This window comes from Clostridium estertheticum (genome assembly GCF_018861295.1).
Classification (GTDB): Bacteria; Bacillota; Clostridia; order Clostridiales; family Clostridiaceae; genus Clostridium_AD; species Clostridium_AD estertheticum_D.
In genome coordinates this window covers 37,453-54,904 of the sequence record NZ_JAHLDM010000024.1, presented here as the reverse complement: position 1 = coordinate 54,904, position 17,452 = coordinate 37,453, and the positions used below count along the sequence as shown (strand labels likewise).

The window sequence follows — 17,452 nt, the reverse complement described above, 5'->3', positions numbered from 1 at the left end:
TAAACAAGGACAAAATGCTTATGTAGAAAGTATAAAATAAATTTGACTTATTTTTAATGTGAGGTGACACCATGAAAATTAATAAACCATCCAAAGCGGGAACAATGGAATCTAATGATATATACATTATGCTAATGCCAAATCCTAAGGGTGGCATTAAAATAAAGCTTCAAAGTATTGTTATGAAACAATTTGGGGATGAAATAAAAAGAGTAATACTAGAGACACTTAATGAAATTGGAGTGGAAGATGTTATAGTAACTGCTCTAGATAAGGGTGCATTAAACTATACAATAAAGGCTAGAATTGAAACTGCTACAAAAAGAGCTCAGTAGGAGGTGATTTATATGAAAAGATTCAGAAGGACTATGCTTTTTATGCCAGGAAATAATTCAGGGATGCTTCAGAATGCAGGAATTCTAGGTGCTGATTCAATTATATTAGATTTAGAGGATGCTGTTAGTTTAACAGAAAAAGATAGTGCTAGAATTTTGGTTAAAGAAGCAATAAAGAACGTAGATTACAATAATGTGGAAGTAGTAGTAAGGGTAAATCCATTTACTACTGAATATTCACAAAAGGATATTGATGTAATTGCAAGAGTTAAACCGGATGCATTAATGATACCAAAAGCTACAGAAGAAGAACTTGTGGCTATAGATGAAATACTTACAAAAATAGAAATCCAGGAAGATTTCTCAAATGGAAGTATAAAGTTAATTCCTATTGTGGAAACTGCTTATGGAGTTGAAAATGTATATAATATAATAAAATCTTCCAAAAGGGTAGTAGCTGTTTTACTTGGAGGAGAGGACTTAACCTCAGATTTAGGTATAAAAAGAACTAAAGAAGGAGAAGAAATCTTCTATGCAAGAAATCGGGTTGCAATTGCATGTAAGGCGATGAAGATAGATTCTATTGATACCCCATTTACAGATACTAACGATTTTGAGGGACTAGCAAAAGACACAGTTAGAGCTAAAAGCTTAGGACTCACAGGTAAAGCTGCAATAAATCCAAGACAAATTGATCTTATTCATTCTGTATTTGCTCCAACTCAAGAAGAAATAAAACACGCCAAAAGAGTTCTCGCGGCTATGATAGAAGCAGAAAAGGATGGTAAAGGAGTATTTTCCTTAGATGGGAAAATGGTAGATGCACCAGTTATAAATAGAGCTAAAAATACAGTAGAATTAGCAAAGCTTTTAGGTATTATGTAAAAGTATAGGTGAAATCTACTTTAGTGGATTAGCTAATTGAGGTGATAATAATGAAAAATATATTAGAGAGAGAGATACCGGAATATATAGAAGGCTATGGAAAAGTAATCCCATTTGAAGGTGCATTTAAAAATGCAGGTTCTAAACTTAAGAAAGAAGTAAAACTAAATTCTGTAATACCAGATAATGAAAAGGTTTTACCTAACATGGATAGTGTTTTTGATAAGGTTTCTTTAAAGGATGGGATGACTATTTCATTCCATCATCATTTAAGAAATGGCGATAATGTATTGAATTTAGTGGTGGATGCTATTGCTAAAAGAGGAATAAAAAATATTACCCTAGCTGCAAGCGCTCTGTTCCCAAATAATTTTCCTTTAATAAAGCATATAAAAAACGGTGTAATTACTAGAATTGTGACTAATTATATGTCAGGTCCAATAGCTGAAGAAATTTCCAGGGGAATATTAAAAACACCAGTTATAATGCACACCCATGGTGGACGTGCTAGAGCAATAGAAAGTGGAGATTTACACATAGATGTTGCTTTCATTGCAGCGCCAACAGCAGATAACTATGGAAACATCAATGGATTATATGGGAAATCTGCCTGCGGAGCGCTAGGATATGCAGTAGCAGATGCCCAGTGTGCAGATATGGTTGTAGCAGTTACTGATAATTTAGTTCCATATCCAGCTTGCCCAATAGAGATAAGTCAAATATATGTGGATTATATTGTAAAAATAGATTCCATCGGTGATCTAGATGGAATAGTATCGGGTACTACAAAAATAACTAAGGATCCAGTAGGACTTAAAATAGCTAAAATGGCAAGTGACGTTATGGTGGCGACGGGGCTTGTAAAAAATGAAATGTCATTTCAAACAGGTGCAGGTGGAATTTCTTTAGCTGTAGCTGCGGAGCTAAGAAAATATATGAAAGAGAATGCTATAGTTGGAAGTTTTGCATCAGGTGGAATAACTGGATATCTTGTAGACATGTTTGAAGAAGGCTTATTTAGATCTTTATTTGATGTACAGTGTTTTGATATGCAAGCAATTAAGTCTTATGTAAGTACTTATAAACATCAAAGAATGTCTGCGTCCATGTACGCAAATCCAGATAACAAAGGTGCAGTTGTAAACAAACTAGATATAGTTATCTTAGGTGCTACAGAAATAGACACAAATTTTAATGTTAATGTAACCACGGGTTCAGATGGAACTATCATGGGTGGTTCCGGAGGCCATAGTGATACAGCATCAGGGGCTAAACTCACAATAATTGTAACGCAATTAACTAAGGCAAGGCTTCCAATTATAAAGGATAATATAACTACTATAACTACTCCAGGAGAGAGTATTGATGTTATTGTAACAGAAAGAGGAGTAGCAGTTAATCCAAAACGGACAGACATAATAGATAAATTAAAGAATACTAACCTTCCTATAAGGAAAATTGGTGAGTTAAAAGATATAGCTGAGAAAATAACAGGTAAACCCGAGGCAATTGAATTTTCAGATGAAATAGTTGCAGTTATAGAATATAGGGATGGGTCTGTAATTGATGTGGTTCGAAAGCCACTATAAAAAATAAAATAAAGTTGAAAATAACAATTTCAACTTTATTTTATTTATATGGAGAATATATCATTTCTCAGGCTACCTTCCCATCCTATTTTTTAAGAAAAGAAGATGAAATACTAAAAGTATATACCAAAAATTCAGCATGTCAGAAATTCCGACGAACTGGAGCAAATTGACTACTAAAATATATAACTTATATGTTTTAGTAGTTTTTTTGTCGTTGAAGTATAATCCAATATCAGTTATAGAAGGTACGATATATTATGTAAAAAATCATGTTAAAAATATAGTAAACTCACAATAATGTTCTCCAATGGAGGAATTAAACATAATATGTTATAATTAAGCAATTAATGAAAAGATGGGGGATATTATGGGCATTTTTGATGTAATAAAAAAAAGTATACTTGGTGCCAGTTTTGAAAGTAAACTTATGAAATCAATAAGTACACCAATTTTTATAAATGAATTTAACAAGGAAAGTAAGAATATACTTAATCTTAAGGAGCTTTTAAACAATTCAGCTGATCAGATTGTAAAAAGTAAAATAGATAATGAACTTAATCTTCAAAAGTAATCATATTGTTAATAATACACCGGAATTACAACTAAAAGCGGCTTTCTCAACAATAAAAGATGTAGCAAGTGATGAGGACATGTTAGTTAAGGCTTTAAAAGTCTATAGAACATCTAAAGCTACATTAAATAAAATTCCACCTTATTATATTTTTAATAATCAAGAAATGGGCAAAATAGTAGAGGTTATGCCAAAAGATAAACATGAGTTTATTGCAATTAAAGGATTTGGAGAAGTTAAGTTTGAGAAGTATGGTCAAGATATTATAAATATAATTAAGAGCTTTACGAATTAGGGGGGAATTAACTAAAAAAACAAGAAAATTCTATTAGATTATATTGAAGGGAAATTGATATTATGTTACCTGGTAAAGATTATAGTAAAAGCAGAAAATTATTAGAAACATTTAGACTTATAAAATGTGAAATAGCAACAACACCACAAGAAATTGCAGACATATTTGAAATTTTACCGGAGAACATTCATAATTATGTGAAAGAATTAAATGAGGAATGGGAAACGGTTATTAAATATGATAAGTCTGATAAAAAATATAGAGTAAGTGATGAAGAAGGGGTAAATGGGGATGGAATACTTGAGGCTAATAAATATGTACAGCCTATTACAGCTGATGATGTAAATCTAATATTAGTATCTTTAATTCAATCACAAACATTTATGGAAACAAAAATGGCAATAATAAAAAATAGTTTATTAAGGCTACTTCCTAAAAATGAGGCGCGAAAATTAAAGGACATGCTATATTTTGAGAAGAATCCTAACATTGATCATCAATATATTGAATTCAATGTTAAACACTTAAGATCAGCAATAGCTGAAGAGAAAAAAGTAAGTTTCAGTTATATTTCTGCAGTAGGAAATCATAAAAACCACATAATAATCCCATATAGTTTCGCTTGTGAACTTGGAAAATATTATATTATTGGATATGAAGAAAGCAAAGATTGTTTGATACATTTTAGAATAGATAGAATATCAAATGTTATTATTTTAGAGGAAGATGGAAGAAGAGATAGTAAGTTTAATGTGTATGACTATCTTAAAAGAACTTGGTATATGTATGGTGGAGATGAAATAAGAGTAAAGGTTAAATTTGATAAATGTTGCTATAAGGTAGTAACTGAAAAGAGTTTACTCGAGGGAAGTCTAATTAAAGAAAATGAAGACAACTTTGTTTATGAGTTTGTTTGTAATGGTACATATGGAATAAAGCTATGGATTATGGGCTTTGGTGCAGATGCAGAAGTTATAGAACCAGTGGAGTTTAGAGAAGAAATTATAGATAGTATAAGAAAAATGAATAAGGTCTATAGTATATAGGCGAGGGTAAAAATAATGAAGAGCCACATCAGTTGATGTGGCTCTTTTTGCACGTTTTTCATGAGAATTGAGAGAAAAAAATTTATTTTTAATAAATAGTAGGGAAGGGCAATTTTTGATAGTTGCCTAATTATATAATTATGTTATTAGATAACCAATATGGGGGGCGTAAGACTATGAACTACAAAGAACTTGGGAAAGAAAGGCTTATAGAGATAATAGAGGAAAAAGAAAAGCTTATTGAAGAATTTAAAAGTATAAAGATTAAATTGCAATATAATGCATGCATGGATGTTGTCACTGGAGTATTAAACAGAAGAGCAGGTTTGGAAATTTTAGAGAAAACTATTTCGGAGTCAGCGCGGCAAGAAGAAAACTTTATAATATGTTTTGCTGATATTGATGATTTTAAAAAAGTAAATGATGTTGTGGGGCACATCGAAGGGGATAAAATTTTAGCAGAAGTTGGTAGTATTCTTAGAGCAAACATTAGAAAAACTGATACTGTTTTTAGAATAGGTGGTGACGAGTTCATAATTATTTTTCCAGATACAACATTACAGGTGGCAAAGACTATATGTTCTAGAGTATGCATGAATGTTTATGAACTGAAGGAAAAGAATAATACAAACTATAAGATGGGCCTAAGCTGTGGGTTATCTCAATATAATTTTAACAGCAAAATATCAGCTAGTGAATTAATAAGAAGGGCAGATGAGGGGATGTAGGTTAATAAAAGAGGGAAGAGGTAAGTGGAGAATAAAGATGAAGTATAGATTAATGGATTTGCATAATCAGACTAAATGTTAATCAGGGGTATGAGTATTTTGATGGTTACTACTCAGGCATTATCAACAGGGAATGCCTGAGTAGTAACAAGAATAGTAAAGAAAATACGGTAACCATAATAAAACAGATAATTAATGGAATCGCTAAATAATTCAGTGAAAACTTTAAAATTTATGTGGTAGTAGTTGAACTACCTAAAAATTTTCAGTGTATTCTTCTGGTAAAAGTGTTAATTTATATCCTTCTGATTGGCGATCTACGCAAGATAACATGTAAAAACTAACAATGTTTTTTCCATATATGAATATTTTTGCTGTATCGCCCTTAGATATTGACAGGTTTAATCCACTTCCATGGTGATAATTGAAATCTTTTTTGCATGCTACAATTGAATCTACCATAGGCTAATGCTCCTTTCTTGTTTAGTGTAGTACATATAAGTTAGTACCGAAATTTAATATACTTTTTTATATCCAAGGGTGTTCTTGCTATAGTACTAACAATCATGTACCTCTTAAATTTATTATACCATAAATTGTAAATTTGTTGTTTATATAGTTGCGAATTTTTTCGTATATTCTGAAAATCTGCTTTTAATAAATCCTTCAACCTCTTCTATGCTGTGTTTTTTACTTCTTACACAAATATGAGCTATATCGTCACAAATATAGCATTTTCTCATTTCTAACCCAAAATCTCTTCTACTAAGACTTCTACCTTTTTCATCATATACATCTAGGTCTACACATCTTCCTAAAATGTGGTTATCCTCTAAATTAAGTGTCATTAATTTGATATCTCTTGCTCCATTATTAATACACATGATTACAATTAAGCCTTCAGCAGTTGTAATGATTTTTTTGAAAATAATAGAATTAGAAAACAGTTCACAGATTATTTTGTCCATAATCCTAGTTATTTCATGTGAATAATAATTGTTTTTATTAATTCCTGGATAATTAACTCTAATAACAAGTAGTGGAATTTTATATTGCTTCACTAGTTCCTCTTGATATTTAATTCGTATTTCTCTTGCGAGCATTATATCTTCTGCAGTATACATATCATAATTAATGTGGAGAATCGCTGATTCTTATTTTCTCCACTATCTCCTTTCCTACTAGAGTATTTAAAAATTTCCATGTGGAAATTGGTACTATATGTTCAATATGGTCTAGTTGTTCTTCCTTAATTAACTTCCTTACATTTGAAGCACTGATAATGGCGCCCATAATAGCTTTCCTTTTTATTTCTACAACTTCGGTTCCATAGGTGGGTAGTATTTCTTTTAAGGCTTCATTATAAGCGTTTGTAACTTTACAATAAGGTTCTTCTCCTATAAATCTTTTAGTTATATTTAGAGCTTTACAAAAATATCTTCCGAAAATTGATGCATCTAATGTAGTATATGCCTTTAGTATTACATCTTCTTTTCTTAAAAAATAGGATGGGAACGTAGCCTGTGAAATAATATATTCTCCACCTTTAATCACCCGCACATTATTTAAATGGGAAACACCTTCTTTAACCATAGAATATCTATAGATAAATGGAAAAGAGGATTTATCTTCTTCAACTATAAATACCAGCACTTCTGCGCTTTGCCTTGCAGCCTCTTCTATTAAATACATATGTCCCAAGGTGAAGGGATTACAATTCATAACTATTGCTGACCTTTGAATATTTGAAGTTATATTGTATTCTTTTTTTATATTTTCTAAATATTCTTTTATATCATATATTCCACTTTCAAGCAGGGCTACATTATCTATCTTATGTACAAGTTTGTATCCAAGGGATGTAAATATATCAGTATTTTTTACCTTAGTGAATATAAAACTATGATAAATACCTTCCTTAAAAAGTTTATCTGATAGTGCTTCTAGCAATATAGTGCATACCCCGTCTCCTCTTAAATCATTTGAAACTGCAAAACATTTGAACACGTTTTTTGACTTAGAGCAAGTGGCTTTAATATCTTCATTTTGTCTAATAACTATAGTATAATCGACGTCGTCATCAAGTAGTAGATCAAATGTTTGTAGAAAATCTTTAACTTCTTTTAACTTATATTCATCCTTTAAATTAATTCTTTCAACATTATAACTATACATGAAAAGCCTCCTTATGAAAGTTTTACCATATCTATACAGATAGTTTATTCTTTATACTAAATTATGTAAAGAAAAATTACTGAAAATTAAAAAGTATTTAATTTTTAGATAATTTATAATAATAAGGATTATAATGTAATTGATTTACATGGATGTTTCTATTATGAATAATTTTAATGAATAATTGGAGAGATAAAATGGAAAATGAAAAAGTATATACAATAAACAAAGTTTCGATGACAATTAGTAGCTTTGCAATTCAGGCAATGATATATGAAATATCTTGTTTTCCATCACCGGGATTAATATCACCAGTGTCTAATGGAGCTCACACGGATATGAATTTATATACTTTTATAGATAGTACATCGGCTTTAAGTAAGTATTTAGCTTTATTTGTCCAAGAAGGTCTTTCGGGTAAGACATATAAAGAAATTTTTAATGGCATTAGACGAATAGGGTTAGAGGCCGAAAAAGATATGTTTGCTAAAACTAGAGGGATTAATACTCATAAGGGTATGCTTTTCTTAATGGGGGTTGCTTGTGCAGCTACAGGAAAAGCGATTTTTGACAAAAAAGAGTTTAAATGTATTCAAGATATTATAAAGGAAATGACTAAAGGGATAGTAGAGAATGAACTTTCATCTTTAGAAGATAATGTGGAGTTAAGCCACGGTGAAAAACTGTTTTTTAAATATAAAACTCAAGGCGTACGTGGTGAAGTAGAAAAGGGAATTCCAACAGTTTTCAATTTTGCATTGAATTTTTATAAACAAAATCTCCAGCTAAATATCAATGATAGGCTAGTTCATACACTGATTGGGATAATGCAAATCTGCGAGGATACTACTATAATTTATAGACATAACCCACAGGTTCTACATGACGTAAGAGAAAAAACAATAGATATAATTAAACTTGGAGGAATGAAAACTGATATTGGCAGGAGTAAAATTGATAGTTTATGTGTAGAGTTTATAGAGAAAAATATAAGCCCTGGTGGAAGTGCGGATTTGCTTTCCGTAACAATATTTTTATATCTTGTAGAACAATACATGAATAGCAATAATGTATAGACAGAATTAAGATCATATTCATTTGAGAAATATATGAGACCATATTTGATCCAATTTATAGCACAGGTTAAATTATTATGATTGTGCTTTTTACTTTTCGATGGAAATAGTTGATTTATACTTAATTGTAAAATATAGTATAAAACTAAGAATAAGCTAGGTAATCATGCCTAATTGAGCTAAAGGAATAAAAACAACATTAAAGGCCTATAAAACAACAATTGAATTGGATTAGTCCATATGGTAATATAAGTGAGAAATGGAGTAGTCCAATAATAAAACACGGATTAGGAGAGATTTTTATGGACATTGAAATAATTAAAAACAATGGAGTACTACTTCATATTCAAGTTAAAATGCAAATTATGGATGCAATTAAAAAAGGAACCCTAAGGGTTGGAACAAAATTACCTACAGAGAGAGAATTGTCCCAGCAATTAAATGTAAGTAGAAATACTGTAAGTGCTGCGTATAAAGCATTGGAGCAAGAGGGAGCTTTGAAATCATATCAAGGAAAAGGAACATTTGTAGTTGAAGAAGCTGTATGTTGGGAGAGCCTAGATGTGAAGAAAAAGATTATAAAATTTATTGACTTAGGACTAGAGGAAGCTTTAGAAATAGGAATGGAACCGGAAGTGTTTTTAGATTTAGTAATGCAAAGGGTAGTTGAGAAAAAACAGTTAATGGAGAAAATAGTAGCAATATACGTAGAGTGCAATATAGAACAAGCTAAAATGTTTAGTGAGCAACTTAGTAACAATAGTAATATGAATGTAATGCATATGACCATAGGTGAATTAGAAAAGATGGACAATGTTACGAAAGATAAGATTGGAAAGGCTGAGTTTATAATAACCACATTCAATCACATTAATGAAGTTACAAGGTTAACGGTTGGCCTTAATAAAGAAATTCTAGGAGTTGCTATAAAACCTAATTTAGAGCCAATAGTTAAGATTGCTAGATATGGCGAGCATACAAAGTTTGCATTTGTATGTATATCTGAACAATTCATGTTTAAAGTAAAAAGAGCGTTAGAAAAAGCGGGATTATCTGAAATTGATATAGAATACTCAAATACCACTGATTATAATGAACTTAAGGATATAATTCAAAAATCAGATGTGATGATAGTATCACCTGGAAGATTTACGGATGTAAATAATATAAATTCTAGTAATAAGGAAATAATACAATTTTTGTATAGTTTAGATGATGGCTCAGTAAAAGCACTTAAGTCGAGGATTATCGAGATAGAGTTTAAAAAATAATGTTTTAAAAAATTATTAATGTTTTAAAAAATTATTTAGGAGGTTTTTTAAAATGATTAAGAAGACTTTAGTTCTAGGAGTAATAGGATCAGATTGTCACGCAGTTGGTAATAAAATTTTAGATTATGCTTTAACGGAAGCTGGATTTAATGTTATAAATATAGGGGTACTTTCTCCACAAGAGGATTTTATTAATGCAGCTGTTGAAACTAATGCAGATGCTATAATAGTATCTTCACTTTATGGACAAGGTGAAATCGATTGCAGAGGTATGAGAGAAAAATGTGATGAGGCAGGTTTGAAGGGCATATTGCTTCTTGTAGGTGGGAATATAGTTGTAGGAAAACAAAATTGGCAACAAGTAACCAAGAGATTTCGTGAAATGGGATTTGATAGGATATATCCACCAGGTACTACGATTGAGACAACAATACATGATTTAAGAGAGGATTTAGGAATTACGACATTACTAGGAGTGATATAAGTGGATGCTTATTTACTCATAGATTTTGGAAGTACCTATACAAAACTAACGGTTGTAGATCTCGAAAAGGAAGAGGTAATTGCTACAGCTAAAGATATAACCACAATAGAGGAGAATATAATGATAGGCTTTGAAAAGGCCTATTTAAAAATAGAAAAAAAGTTAATTGGAAAAAATGTTAATTTCATTAAAAAATTAGCATGCTCCTCAGCTGCAGGAGGACTTAAAATGGTAGCTATTGGGCTTGTGCCAGAGTTAACTGCAGAGGCTGCCAAAAGAGCTGCACTTGGAGCTGGAGCAAGAGTATTAAAAGTATATAGCTATGAATTAACTTTAGATGAAATAAAAGAAATTAAAAATTCAAATTTAGATATAATACTTCTTGCAGGTGGAACTAATGGTGGCAACAAAGAGTGCATTATACACAATGCAAAAATGTTAGCTGAAAATGAAGTTAGATTACCAATAGTTGTAGCTGGAAATAAGGTAACAAGCGATGAGGTAAGACAAATATTTACTAAAGCTAAAATGTATTTTACAATTACTGAAAATGTAATGCCTTCGCTAAATAAACTAAATGTAGAGCCAGCGAGAGAAGAAATTAGAAAAGTATTTATGGAAAAAATAATTGACGCTAAGGGACTCGGAAATGCAGAAGAGTTAATAAAAGGTATTTTAATGCCAACACCAGCAGCTGTGCTAAAGGCTGCAAGGATACTTAGTGATGGCAGTGATGAGGAAAGCGGTTTAGGGGATTTAATAGTAATTGATATTGGTGGTGCAACAACAGATATACATTCTATATCAGAGGGGGAACCTACGAAGGGTGGAGTTACCACAAGGGGGCTTGAGGAACCTTTTGCTAAGAGAACGGTCGAAGGCGATCTTGGAATGAGATATTCTGCAATTTCACTAAGAGAGGCAGCTGGTAGCAGGAAGATGAGAAAGTATCTTTGTGACCCTGAGAGAAAAATTGATATTGATGCAAATTGTAAATATAGAGTAGAACACATAAAGATGGTTCCGACTACTAAGGAGGAAATACATTTTGATGAGGCTATGGCTAAAGTTGCAACAGAGTTATCAATGGAGAGGCATGTAGGTACTATTGAAAGCACACACACACCAATGGGAGCCATGTATACTCAAATAGGTAAAGATCTTATGGAAGTGAAATATATGATAGGGACAGGTGGAGTATTAATACACAGTGAGAATCCAAAAGATATTTTAAAAGCAGGAGCATTTAATGAAGAAAATCCAATGTATTTAAAACCACGTAAAGCAATGTATTTGATTGATAAAACGTATATATTATCTGCAATGGGCCTATTATCCGAATATTATCCGGATAAAGCAGTTAGAATTATGAAAAAATATTTAGTAAAAGCATAAGCAGGGGGGTAATATCATTGGAAATAAAAAATAAGAAGTGGACAACCGATGATTTCTTTGAGGTTAGAAAAGAAGTATTAGAGCAATGGCCAACAGGTAAAGAGGTAGATTTAAAAGAAGCTGTAGAATACAATAAGAAAATTCCAGATCACAAAAATTTTGCAAAAAAACTAAGGAAGGCTAAAGAAGCCGGTATAACACTTGCACAGCCAAGAGCAGGTGTTGCATTAATTGACAAGCATATTGAATTATTAAGATATTTAGAAATTGAGGGTGGAGCAGATTTACTACCAACAACAATAGATAGTTATACAAGACTTAATAGATATGATGAGTGTGAGATTGGAATAAAAGAGAGTATAAAGGCAGGACGATCGCTATTAAATGGATTCCCAGCAGTTAACCATGGAGTTAAAGGGTGTAGACAAGTTTTTGAGGCAATAAATGTTCCATTAGAATCAAGGCATGGAACTCCAGATGCAAGATTATTAGCTGAAATAACACATGCCTCGGGTTGGACTTCCAATGAAGGTGGATGCATATCGTACAATATTCCATATGCCAAAAATGCACCTTTAACAAAGTCAATTTTGGACTGGCAATATTGTGATAGACTTGTTGGATTTTATGAAGAACAAGGAATATCAATAAATAGAGAGCCTTTTGGACCATTAACAGGAACACTAGTTCCTCCTAGCACATCAAATGCAGTTGCAATAATCGAAGCTTTACTTGCTGCAGAGCAAGGAGTTAAAAACATTACAGTTGGATATGGTCAGTGCGGAAATTTAATACAAGATATAGCAGCTATAAGAGCCTTAGAGCAGCAATGCGATGAATACTTAAAGGCTAATGGCTATAAAGATGTATATTTAACAACGGTGTTACATGAGTGGATGGGGGGATTCCCAGAAGATGAAGCAAAAGCTTTTGGAGTTATATCTACAGGGGCAGGAACTGCAGCACTTGCGGGAGCAACAAAAGTAATAGTTAAAACTCCACATGAAGCTGTAGGTATTCCTACTAAAGAAGCTAATGCTGAGGGTATAAGGACTACAAAGATGACTTTAAACTTATTGCGTGGCCAAAAGATGCATATGTCCCAAGATTTAAAAACAGAGATGGAAATAATAAAAGCTGAAACAAAGTGTATGTTAGATAAGATATATGAAATCGGAAAAGGTGACTTAGCTATAGGTGTAGTTAAGGGATTTGAAATGGGAATTATTGATATACCATTTGCACCAAGTAAATATAATGCTGGTAAAATGATGCCTGCAAGAGACAACGATGGATCAATAAGATATCTAAAATTTGGGAATATACCATTTTCACAGGAATTAATAGATTTAAATATGAAAAAACTTGAAGAGAGAGCAAAATTTGAAAAGAGAAAAGTGAGCTTTCAAATGACTATAGATGATGTATTCGCAGTAGGAAATGGAGAACTTATAGGAAGACCAGCAAAAAGATAGGACTGATTTGTTATTTAAAAATTATAGAGAGGAAGGTGTATGTTATGAAAATTATTGATGTGGTATGTTCAAAAGGAAGAACAGGATTTTATTTTGATGACCAAAGAGCTATAAAAAGTGGTGCAGAACATGATGGCTTTTCATATGTAGGCGAAGCAGTAACAGAAGGATTTAAATCTATTAGGCAAGCAGGAGAGTCGATATCAGTAATGATTATACTTGAAGATGGTCAGGTGGCTTATGGAGATTGTGCAGCAGTACAATATTCTGGGGCAGGTGGAAGGGATCCATTATTCCTCTCAAAAGATTTTATACCAATTATTGAAAAAGAAATAGCACCAAAATTAATAGGTAGGGAATTAGAAAGCTTTAAAATGCTCGCAGAAGAGTTTGACCACATGTTAGTAGATGGTAAAAGACTTCATACAGCAATAAGATACGGAATAACTCAGGCTATTCTTGATGCTGTCGCAAAATCTAAAAAGGTAACAATGGCAGAAATTGTGCGTGATGAATACAATACTTGCGTAGAAATTAAGAGAATTCCTATTTTTACACAATCGGGTGATGATAGATACAATAATGTAGATAAAATGATAATAAAGGGTGCAGATGTAATGCCTCACGCATTAATAAATAATGTAAAAGAGAAATTAGGGCTTAAGGGCGAAAAATTACTAGCTTATGTTGAGTGGTTAAGAAGTAGAGTGTTAAATTTAAGAACTGATGAGAATTATAATCCAATATTCCACATTGACGTATATGGAACAATAGGAATTGCGTTTAATAATGATATAAAAGCTATGGCAAATTATATATCAACACTAGAAGAAGCTGCAAAACCATTCCATTTAAGAATCGAAGGACCAATGGATGTTGAGCACAGAGAAAGACAAGTTGAATCATTAGCAGGTTTAACGGCAGAACTTGATAATAGAAAAATTAATGTAGAATTAGTTGCAGATGAATGGTGTAACACATATGAAGACGTAGTATTATTTGCGGATAAGAAAGCAGGTCATATGCTTCAAATAAAAACACCAGATTTAGGTGGAGTTAACAATATAATTGAATCAATACTATACTGCAAAAAACAGGGCCGTGGAGCATACTGTGGTGGAACATGTAATGAAACTAATAGATCGGCAGAAGTATGCACAAACATAGCTATTGCTTGTGGAGCAGACCAATGTTTAGCAAAACCAGGAATGGGTGTAGATGAAGGGTACATGATAGTTAATAACGAAATGAATAGAGTTGTAGCTTTAGTTAATAGAAAAAATAAGGTAACTTATAAATAATTTAATTTTAGCGTGAGGTGATACCATGAAAATTAATAAACCATCCAAAGCGGGAACAATGGAATCTAATGATATATACATTATGCTTATGCCAAATCTTAAGGGTGGCATTGAAATAAAGCTTCAAAGTATTGTTATGAAACAATTTGGGGATGAAATAAAAAGAGTAATACTAGAGACACTTAATGAAATTGGAGTAGAAGATGTTATAGTAACTGCTCTAGATAAGGGTGCATTAAACTATACAATAAAGGCTAGAATAGAAACCGCTATAAAAAGAGCTCAGTAAGAGGTGATTTATATGAAAAAATTCAGAAGGACTATGCTTTTTATGCCAGGAAATAATTCAGGGATGCTTCAGAATGCAGGAATTCTAGGTGCTGATTCAATTATATTGGATTTAGAGGATGCTGTTAGTTTAACAGAAAAAGATAGTGCTAGAATTTTAGTGAAAGAAGCAATAAAGAATGTGGATTATGAAAATGTAGAAGTAGTAGTAAGGGTAAATCCATTTACTACTGAATATTCACAAAAGGATATTGATGTAATTGCAAGAGTTAAACCGGATGCATTAATGATACCAAAAGCTACAGAAGAAGAACTTGTGGCTATAGATGAAATACTTACAAAAATAGAAATCCAGGAAGATTTCTCAAATGGAAGTATAAAGTTAATTCCTATTGTGGAAACTGCTTATGGAGTTGAAAATGTATATAATATAATAAAATCTTCCAAAAGGGTAGTAGCTGTTTTACTTGGAGGAGAGGACTTAACCTCAGATTTAGGTATAAAAAGAACTAAAGAAGGAGAAGAAATCTTCTATGCAAGAAATCGGGTTGCAATTGCATGTAAGGCGATGAAGATAGATTCTATTGATACCCCATTTACAGATACTAACGATTTTGAGGGACTAGCAAAAGACACAGTTAGAGCTAAAAGCTTAGGACTCACAGGTAAAGCTGCAATAAATCCAAGACAAATTGATCTTATTCATTCTGTATTTGCTCCAACTCAAGAAGAAATAAAACACGCCAAAAGAGTTCTCGCGGCTATGATAGAAGCAGAAAAGGATGGTAAAGGAGTATTTTCCTTAGATGGGAAAATGGTAGATGCACCAGTTATAAATAGAGCTAAAAATACAGTAGAATTAGCAAAGCTTTTAGGTATTATGTAAAAGTATAGGTGAAATCTACTTTAGTGGATTAGCTAATTGAGGTGATAATAATGAAAAATATATTAGAGAGAGAGATACCGGAATATATAGAAGGCTATGGAAAAGTAATCCCATTTGAAGGTGCATTTAAAAATGCAGGTTCTAAACTTAAGAAAGAAGTAAAACTAAATTCTGTAATACCAGATAATGAAAAGGTTTTACCTAACATGGATAGTGTTTTTGATAAGGTTTCTTTAAAGGATGGGATGACTATTTCATTCCATCATCATTTAAGAAATGGCGATAATGTATTGAATTTAGTGGTGGATGCTATTGCTAAAAGAGGAATAAAAAATATTACCCTAGCTGCAAGCGCTCTGTTCCCAAATAATTTTCCTTTAATAAAGCATATAAAAAACGGTGTAATTACTAGAATTGTGACTAATTATATGTCAGGTCCAATAGCTGAAGAAATTTCCAGGGGAATATTAAAAACACCAGTTATAATGCACACCCATGGTGGACGTGCTAGAGCAATAGAAAGTGGAGATTTACACATAGATGTTGCTTTCATTGCAGCGCCAACAGCAGATAACTATGGAAACATCAATGGATTATATGGGAAATCTGCCTGCGGAGCGCTAGGATATGCAGTAGCAGATGCCCAGTGTGCAGATATGGTTGTAGCAGTTACTGATAATTTAGTTCCATATCCAGCTTGCCCAATAGAGATAAGTCAAATATATGTGGATTATATTGTAAAAATAGATTCCATCGGTGATCTAGATGGAATAGTATCGGGTACTACAAAAATAACTAAGGATCCAGTAGGACTTAAAATAGCTAAAATGGCAAGTGACGTTATGGTGGCGACGGGGCTTGTAAAAAATGAAATGTCATTTCAAACAGGTGCAGGTGGAATTTCTTTAGCTGTAGCTGCGGAGCTAAGAAAATATATGAAAGAGAATGCTATAGTTGGAAGTTTTGCATCAGGTGGAATAACTGGATATCTTGTAGACATGTTTGAAGAAGGCTTATTTAGATCTTTATTTGATGTACAGTGTTTTGATATGCAAGCAATTAAGTCTTATGTAAGTACTTATAAACATCAAAGAATGTCTGCGTCCATGTACGCAAATCCAGATAACAAAGGTGCAGTTGTAAACAAACTAGATATAGTTATCTTAGGTGCTACAGAAATAGACACAAATTTTAATGTTAATGTAACCACGGGTTCAGATGGAACTATCATGGGTGGTTCCGGAGGCCATAGTGATACAGCATCAGGGGCTAAACTCACAATAATTGTAACGCAATTAACTAAGGCAAGGCTTCCAATTATAAAGGATAATATAACTACGATAACAACACCAGGAGAAAGTATTGACGTTATCGTAACAGAAAGAGGAATAGCAGTTAATCCAAGAAGGACAGACATAATAGAGAAATTAAAGAATACTAACCTTCCTATAAGGACAATTGGTGAGTTAAAAGATATAGCTGAGAAAATAACAGGTAAACCCAAGAAAATTGAATTTTCAGATGAAATAGTTGCAGTTATAGAATATAGAGATGGTTCTGTAATTGATGTGGTTCGAAAGCCACTAATGTGAGCTACATTTGCAGTCACTGCAATGCAGCCAACTCCACTATAAAATATTTTTTTTGCT

Annotated in this window: 20 protein-coding genes; 17 read left to right on the top strand and 3 right to left on the bottom strand. The window is 32.2% G+C overall.

Annotated features, from left to right (window positions below):
- Positions 1–71 precede the first annotated feature (71 nt).
- From citD (KPL54_RS19610) to KPL54_RS19575, 8 genes are all read left to right on the top strand, one after another.
- Positions 72–335, top strand: a complete 264-nt coding sequence (gene citD / locus KPL54_RS19610) for a citrate lyase acyl carrier protein (protein ID WP_216108225.1) — start codon at positions 72–74, stop codon at positions 333–335.
- A 12-nt stretch (positions 336–347) separates the two neighbouring features.
- On the top strand, positions 348–1,220 hold the full coding sequence (locus tag KPL54_RS19605) for an HpcH/HpaI aldolase/citrate lyase family protein (RefSeq protein ID WP_216108224.1): 873 nt from the start codon (positions 348–350) through the stop codon (positions 1,218–1,220).
- Between the two features lie 50 nt (positions 1,221–1,270).
- Positions 1,271–2,809, top strand: a complete 1,539-nt coding sequence (citF, locus tag KPL54_RS19600) for a citrate lyase subunit alpha (RefSeq protein ID WP_216108223.1) — start codon at positions 1,271–1,273, stop codon at positions 2,807–2,809.
- 14 nt (positions 2,810–2,823) lie between these two features.
- The gene (locus KPL54_RS26170; protein WP_253203589.1) at positions 2,824–2,982 is read left to right on the top strand and encodes a hypothetical protein; all 159 of its coding nucleotides are present in this window, start codon (positions 2,824–2,826) and stop codon (positions 2,980–2,982) included.
- 197 nt (positions 2,983–3,179) lie between these two features.
- Positions 3,180–3,383: a hypothetical protein gene (locus KPL54_RS19590; protein WP_216108222.1), complete on the top strand. Its 204-nt coding sequence runs from the start codon at positions 3,180–3,182 to the stop codon at positions 3,381–3,383.
- Positions 3,361–3,678: an HRDC domain-containing protein gene (locus KPL54_RS19585; protein ID WP_216108220.1), complete on the top strand. Its 318-nt coding sequence runs from the start codon at positions 3,361–3,363 to the stop codon at positions 3,676–3,678. The genes KPL54_RS19590 and KPL54_RS19585 overlap by 23 nt, the downstream gene beginning before the upstream one ends.
- Before the next feature lie 62 nt (positions 3,679–3,740).
- Complete coding sequence (locus KPL54_RS19580; protein WP_216108218.1) at positions 3,741–4,724, top strand: helix-turn-helix transcriptional regulator; 984 nt, start codon at positions 3,741–3,743, stop codon at positions 4,722–4,724.
- 176 nt (positions 4,725–4,900) lie between these two features.
- A complete protein-coding gene (locus KPL54_RS19575; protein ID WP_216108216.1) occupies positions 4,901–5,452 on the top strand; it encodes a GGDEF domain-containing protein in 552 nt (183 codons plus the stop codon).
- Positions 5,453–5,707: 255 nt separating this feature from the next.
- Here KPL54_RS19575 and KPL54_RS19570 read toward each other — a convergent pair whose 3' ends face one another.
- The 3 genes from KPL54_RS19570 to citC form a co-directional block, all read right to left on the bottom strand.
- Positions 5,708–5,914 (bottom strand): hypothetical protein, encoded by a 207-nt coding sequence (locus KPL54_RS19570; RefSeq protein WP_216108215.1) that lies wholly within the window; start codon positions 5,912–5,914, stop codon positions 5,708–5,710.
- A 149-nt stretch (positions 5,915–6,063) separates the two neighbouring features.
- Positions 6,064–6,576 (bottom strand): citrate lyase holo-[acyl-carrier protein] synthase, encoded by a 513-nt coding sequence (gene citX / locus KPL54_RS19565; protein WP_268037996.1) that lies wholly within the window; start codon positions 6,574–6,576, stop codon positions 6,064–6,066.
- A 7-nt stretch (positions 6,577–6,583) separates the two neighbouring features.
- Positions 6,584–7,627: a [citrate (pro-3S)-lyase] ligase gene (citC, locus tag KPL54_RS19560; RefSeq protein ID WP_216108212.1), complete on the bottom strand. Its 1,044-nt coding sequence runs from the start codon at positions 7,625–7,627 to the stop codon at positions 6,584–6,586.
- A gap of 197 nt (positions 7,628–7,824) precedes the next feature.
- Between citC and citG the strand changes: the two genes are divergently transcribed.
- The 9 genes from citG to citF (KPL54_RS19515) all read left to right on the top strand — a co-directional run bounded on the left by citG (position 7,825) and on the right by citF (KPL54_RS19515) (position 17,395).
- The gene (gene citG, locus KPL54_RS19555; RefSeq protein WP_216108211.1) at positions 7,825–8,703 is read left to right on the top strand and encodes a triphosphoribosyl-dephospho-CoA synthase CitG; all 879 of its coding nucleotides are present in this window, start codon (positions 7,825–7,827) and stop codon (positions 8,701–8,703) included.
- Positions 8,704–9,005: 302 nt separating this feature from the next.
- Positions 9,006–9,974 (top strand): GntR family transcriptional regulator, encoded by a 969-nt coding sequence (locus tag KPL54_RS19550; RefSeq protein WP_216108209.1) that lies wholly within the window; start codon positions 9,006–9,008, stop codon positions 9,972–9,974.
- Between the two features lie 52 nt (positions 9,975–10,026).
- Complete coding sequence (gene glmS / locus KPL54_RS19545; RefSeq protein ID WP_216108208.1) at positions 10,027–10,458, top strand: methylaspartate mutase subunit S; 432 nt, start codon at positions 10,027–10,029, stop codon at positions 10,456–10,458.
- The gene (gene glmL / locus KPL54_RS19540; RefSeq protein ID WP_216108207.1) at positions 10,459–11,853 is read left to right on the top strand and encodes a methylaspartate mutase accessory protein GlmL; all 1,395 of its coding nucleotides are present in this window, start codon (positions 10,459–10,461) and stop codon (positions 11,851–11,853) included.
- Between the two features lie 17 nt (positions 11,854–11,870).
- Positions 11,871–13,328 carry a methylaspartate mutase subunit E gene (locus KPL54_RS19535; RefSeq protein ID WP_216108206.1) on the top strand — a complete coding sequence of 486 codons (1,458 nt, stop codon included), beginning with the start codon at positions 11,871–11,873 and terminating at the stop codon, positions 13,326–13,328.
- Between the two features lie 44 nt (positions 13,329–13,372).
- Positions 13,373–14,629, top strand: coding sequence for a methylaspartate ammonia-lyase (locus tag KPL54_RS19530; RefSeq protein ID WP_216108205.1), 1,257 nt, complete (start codon positions 13,373–13,375; stop codon positions 14,627–14,629).
- Positions 14,630–14,654: 25 nt separating this feature from the next.
- Complete coding sequence (gene citD, locus KPL54_RS19525; RefSeq protein ID WP_216108204.1) at positions 14,655–14,918, top strand: citrate lyase acyl carrier protein; 264 nt, start codon at positions 14,655–14,657, stop codon at positions 14,916–14,918.
- A gap of 12 nt (positions 14,919–14,930) precedes the next feature.
- Entirely contained in the window at positions 14,931–15,803 is an 873-nt protein-coding gene (locus KPL54_RS19520) for an HpcH/HpaI aldolase/citrate lyase family protein (RefSeq protein WP_216108203.1), read from the top strand.
- Between the two features lie 50 nt (positions 15,804–15,853).
- Complete coding sequence (gene citF / locus KPL54_RS19515; RefSeq protein ID WP_216108202.1) at positions 15,854–17,395, top strand: citrate lyase subunit alpha; 1,542 nt, start codon at positions 15,854–15,856, stop codon at positions 17,393–17,395.
- The last annotated feature ends 57 nt before the right edge of the window (positions 17,396–17,452 follow it).

Excerpts from the sequence above, each read along its gene's own strand:
- citD (WP_216108225.1), top strand. The coding sequence starts at position 72 with ATGAAAATTAATAAACCATCCAAAGCGGGAACAATGGAATCTAATGAT.
- KPL54_RS19605 (WP_216108224.1), top strand. The coding sequence starts at position 348 with ATGAAAAGATTCAGAAGGACTATGCTTTTTATGCCAGGAAATAATTCA.
- citF (WP_216108223.1), top strand. The coding sequence starts at position 1,271 with ATGAAAAATATATTAGAGAGAGAGATACCGGAATATATAGAAGGCTAT.
- KPL54_RS19590 (WP_216108222.1), top strand. The coding sequence starts at position 3,180 with ATGGGCATTTTTGATGTAATAAAAAAAAGTATACTTGGTGCCAGTTTT.
- KPL54_RS19585 (WP_216108220.1), top strand. The coding sequence starts at position 3,361 with ATGAACTTAATCTTCAAAAGTAATCATATTGTTAATAATACACCGGAA.
- KPL54_RS19580 (WP_216108218.1), top strand. The coding sequence starts at position 3,741 with ATGTTACCTGGTAAAGATTATAGTAAAAGCAGAAAATTATTAGAAACA.
- KPL54_RS19575 (WP_216108216.1), top strand. The coding sequence starts at position 4,901 with ATGAACTACAAAGAACTTGGGAAAGAAAGGCTTATAGAGATAATAGAG.
- KPL54_RS19570 (WP_216108215.1), bottom strand. The coding sequence starts at position 5,914 with ATGGTAGATTCAATTGTAGCATGCAAAAAAGATTTCAATTATCACCAT.
- citX (WP_268037996.1), bottom strand. The coding sequence starts at position 6,576 with ATGTATACTGCAGAAGATATAATGCTCGCAAGAGAAATACGAATTAAA.
- citC (WP_216108212.1), bottom strand. The coding sequence starts at position 7,627 with ATGTATAGTTATAATGTTGAAAGAATTAATTTAAAGGATGAATATAAG.
- citG (WP_216108211.1), top strand. The coding sequence starts at position 7,825 with ATGGAAAATGAAAAAGTATATACAATAAACAAAGTTTCGATGACAATT.
- KPL54_RS19550 (WP_216108209.1), top strand. The coding sequence starts at position 9,006 with ATGGACATTGAAATAATTAAAAACAATGGAGTACTACTTCATATTCAA.
- glmS (WP_216108208.1), top strand. The coding sequence starts at position 10,027 with ATGATTAAGAAGACTTTAGTTCTAGGAGTAATAGGATCAGATTGTCAC.
- KPL54_RS19530 (WP_216108205.1), top strand. The coding sequence starts at position 13,373 with ATGAAAATTATTGATGTGGTATGTTCAAAAGGAAGAACAGGATTTTAT.
- citD (WP_216108204.1), top strand. The coding sequence starts at position 14,655 with ATGAAAATTAATAAACCATCCAAAGCGGGAACAATGGAATCTAATGAT.
- KPL54_RS19520 (WP_216108203.1), top strand. The coding sequence starts at position 14,931 with ATGAAAAAATTCAGAAGGACTATGCTTTTTATGCCAGGAAATAATTCA.
- citF (WP_216108202.1), top strand. The coding sequence starts at position 15,854 with ATGAAAAATATATTAGAGAGAGAGATACCGGAATATATAGAAGGCTAT.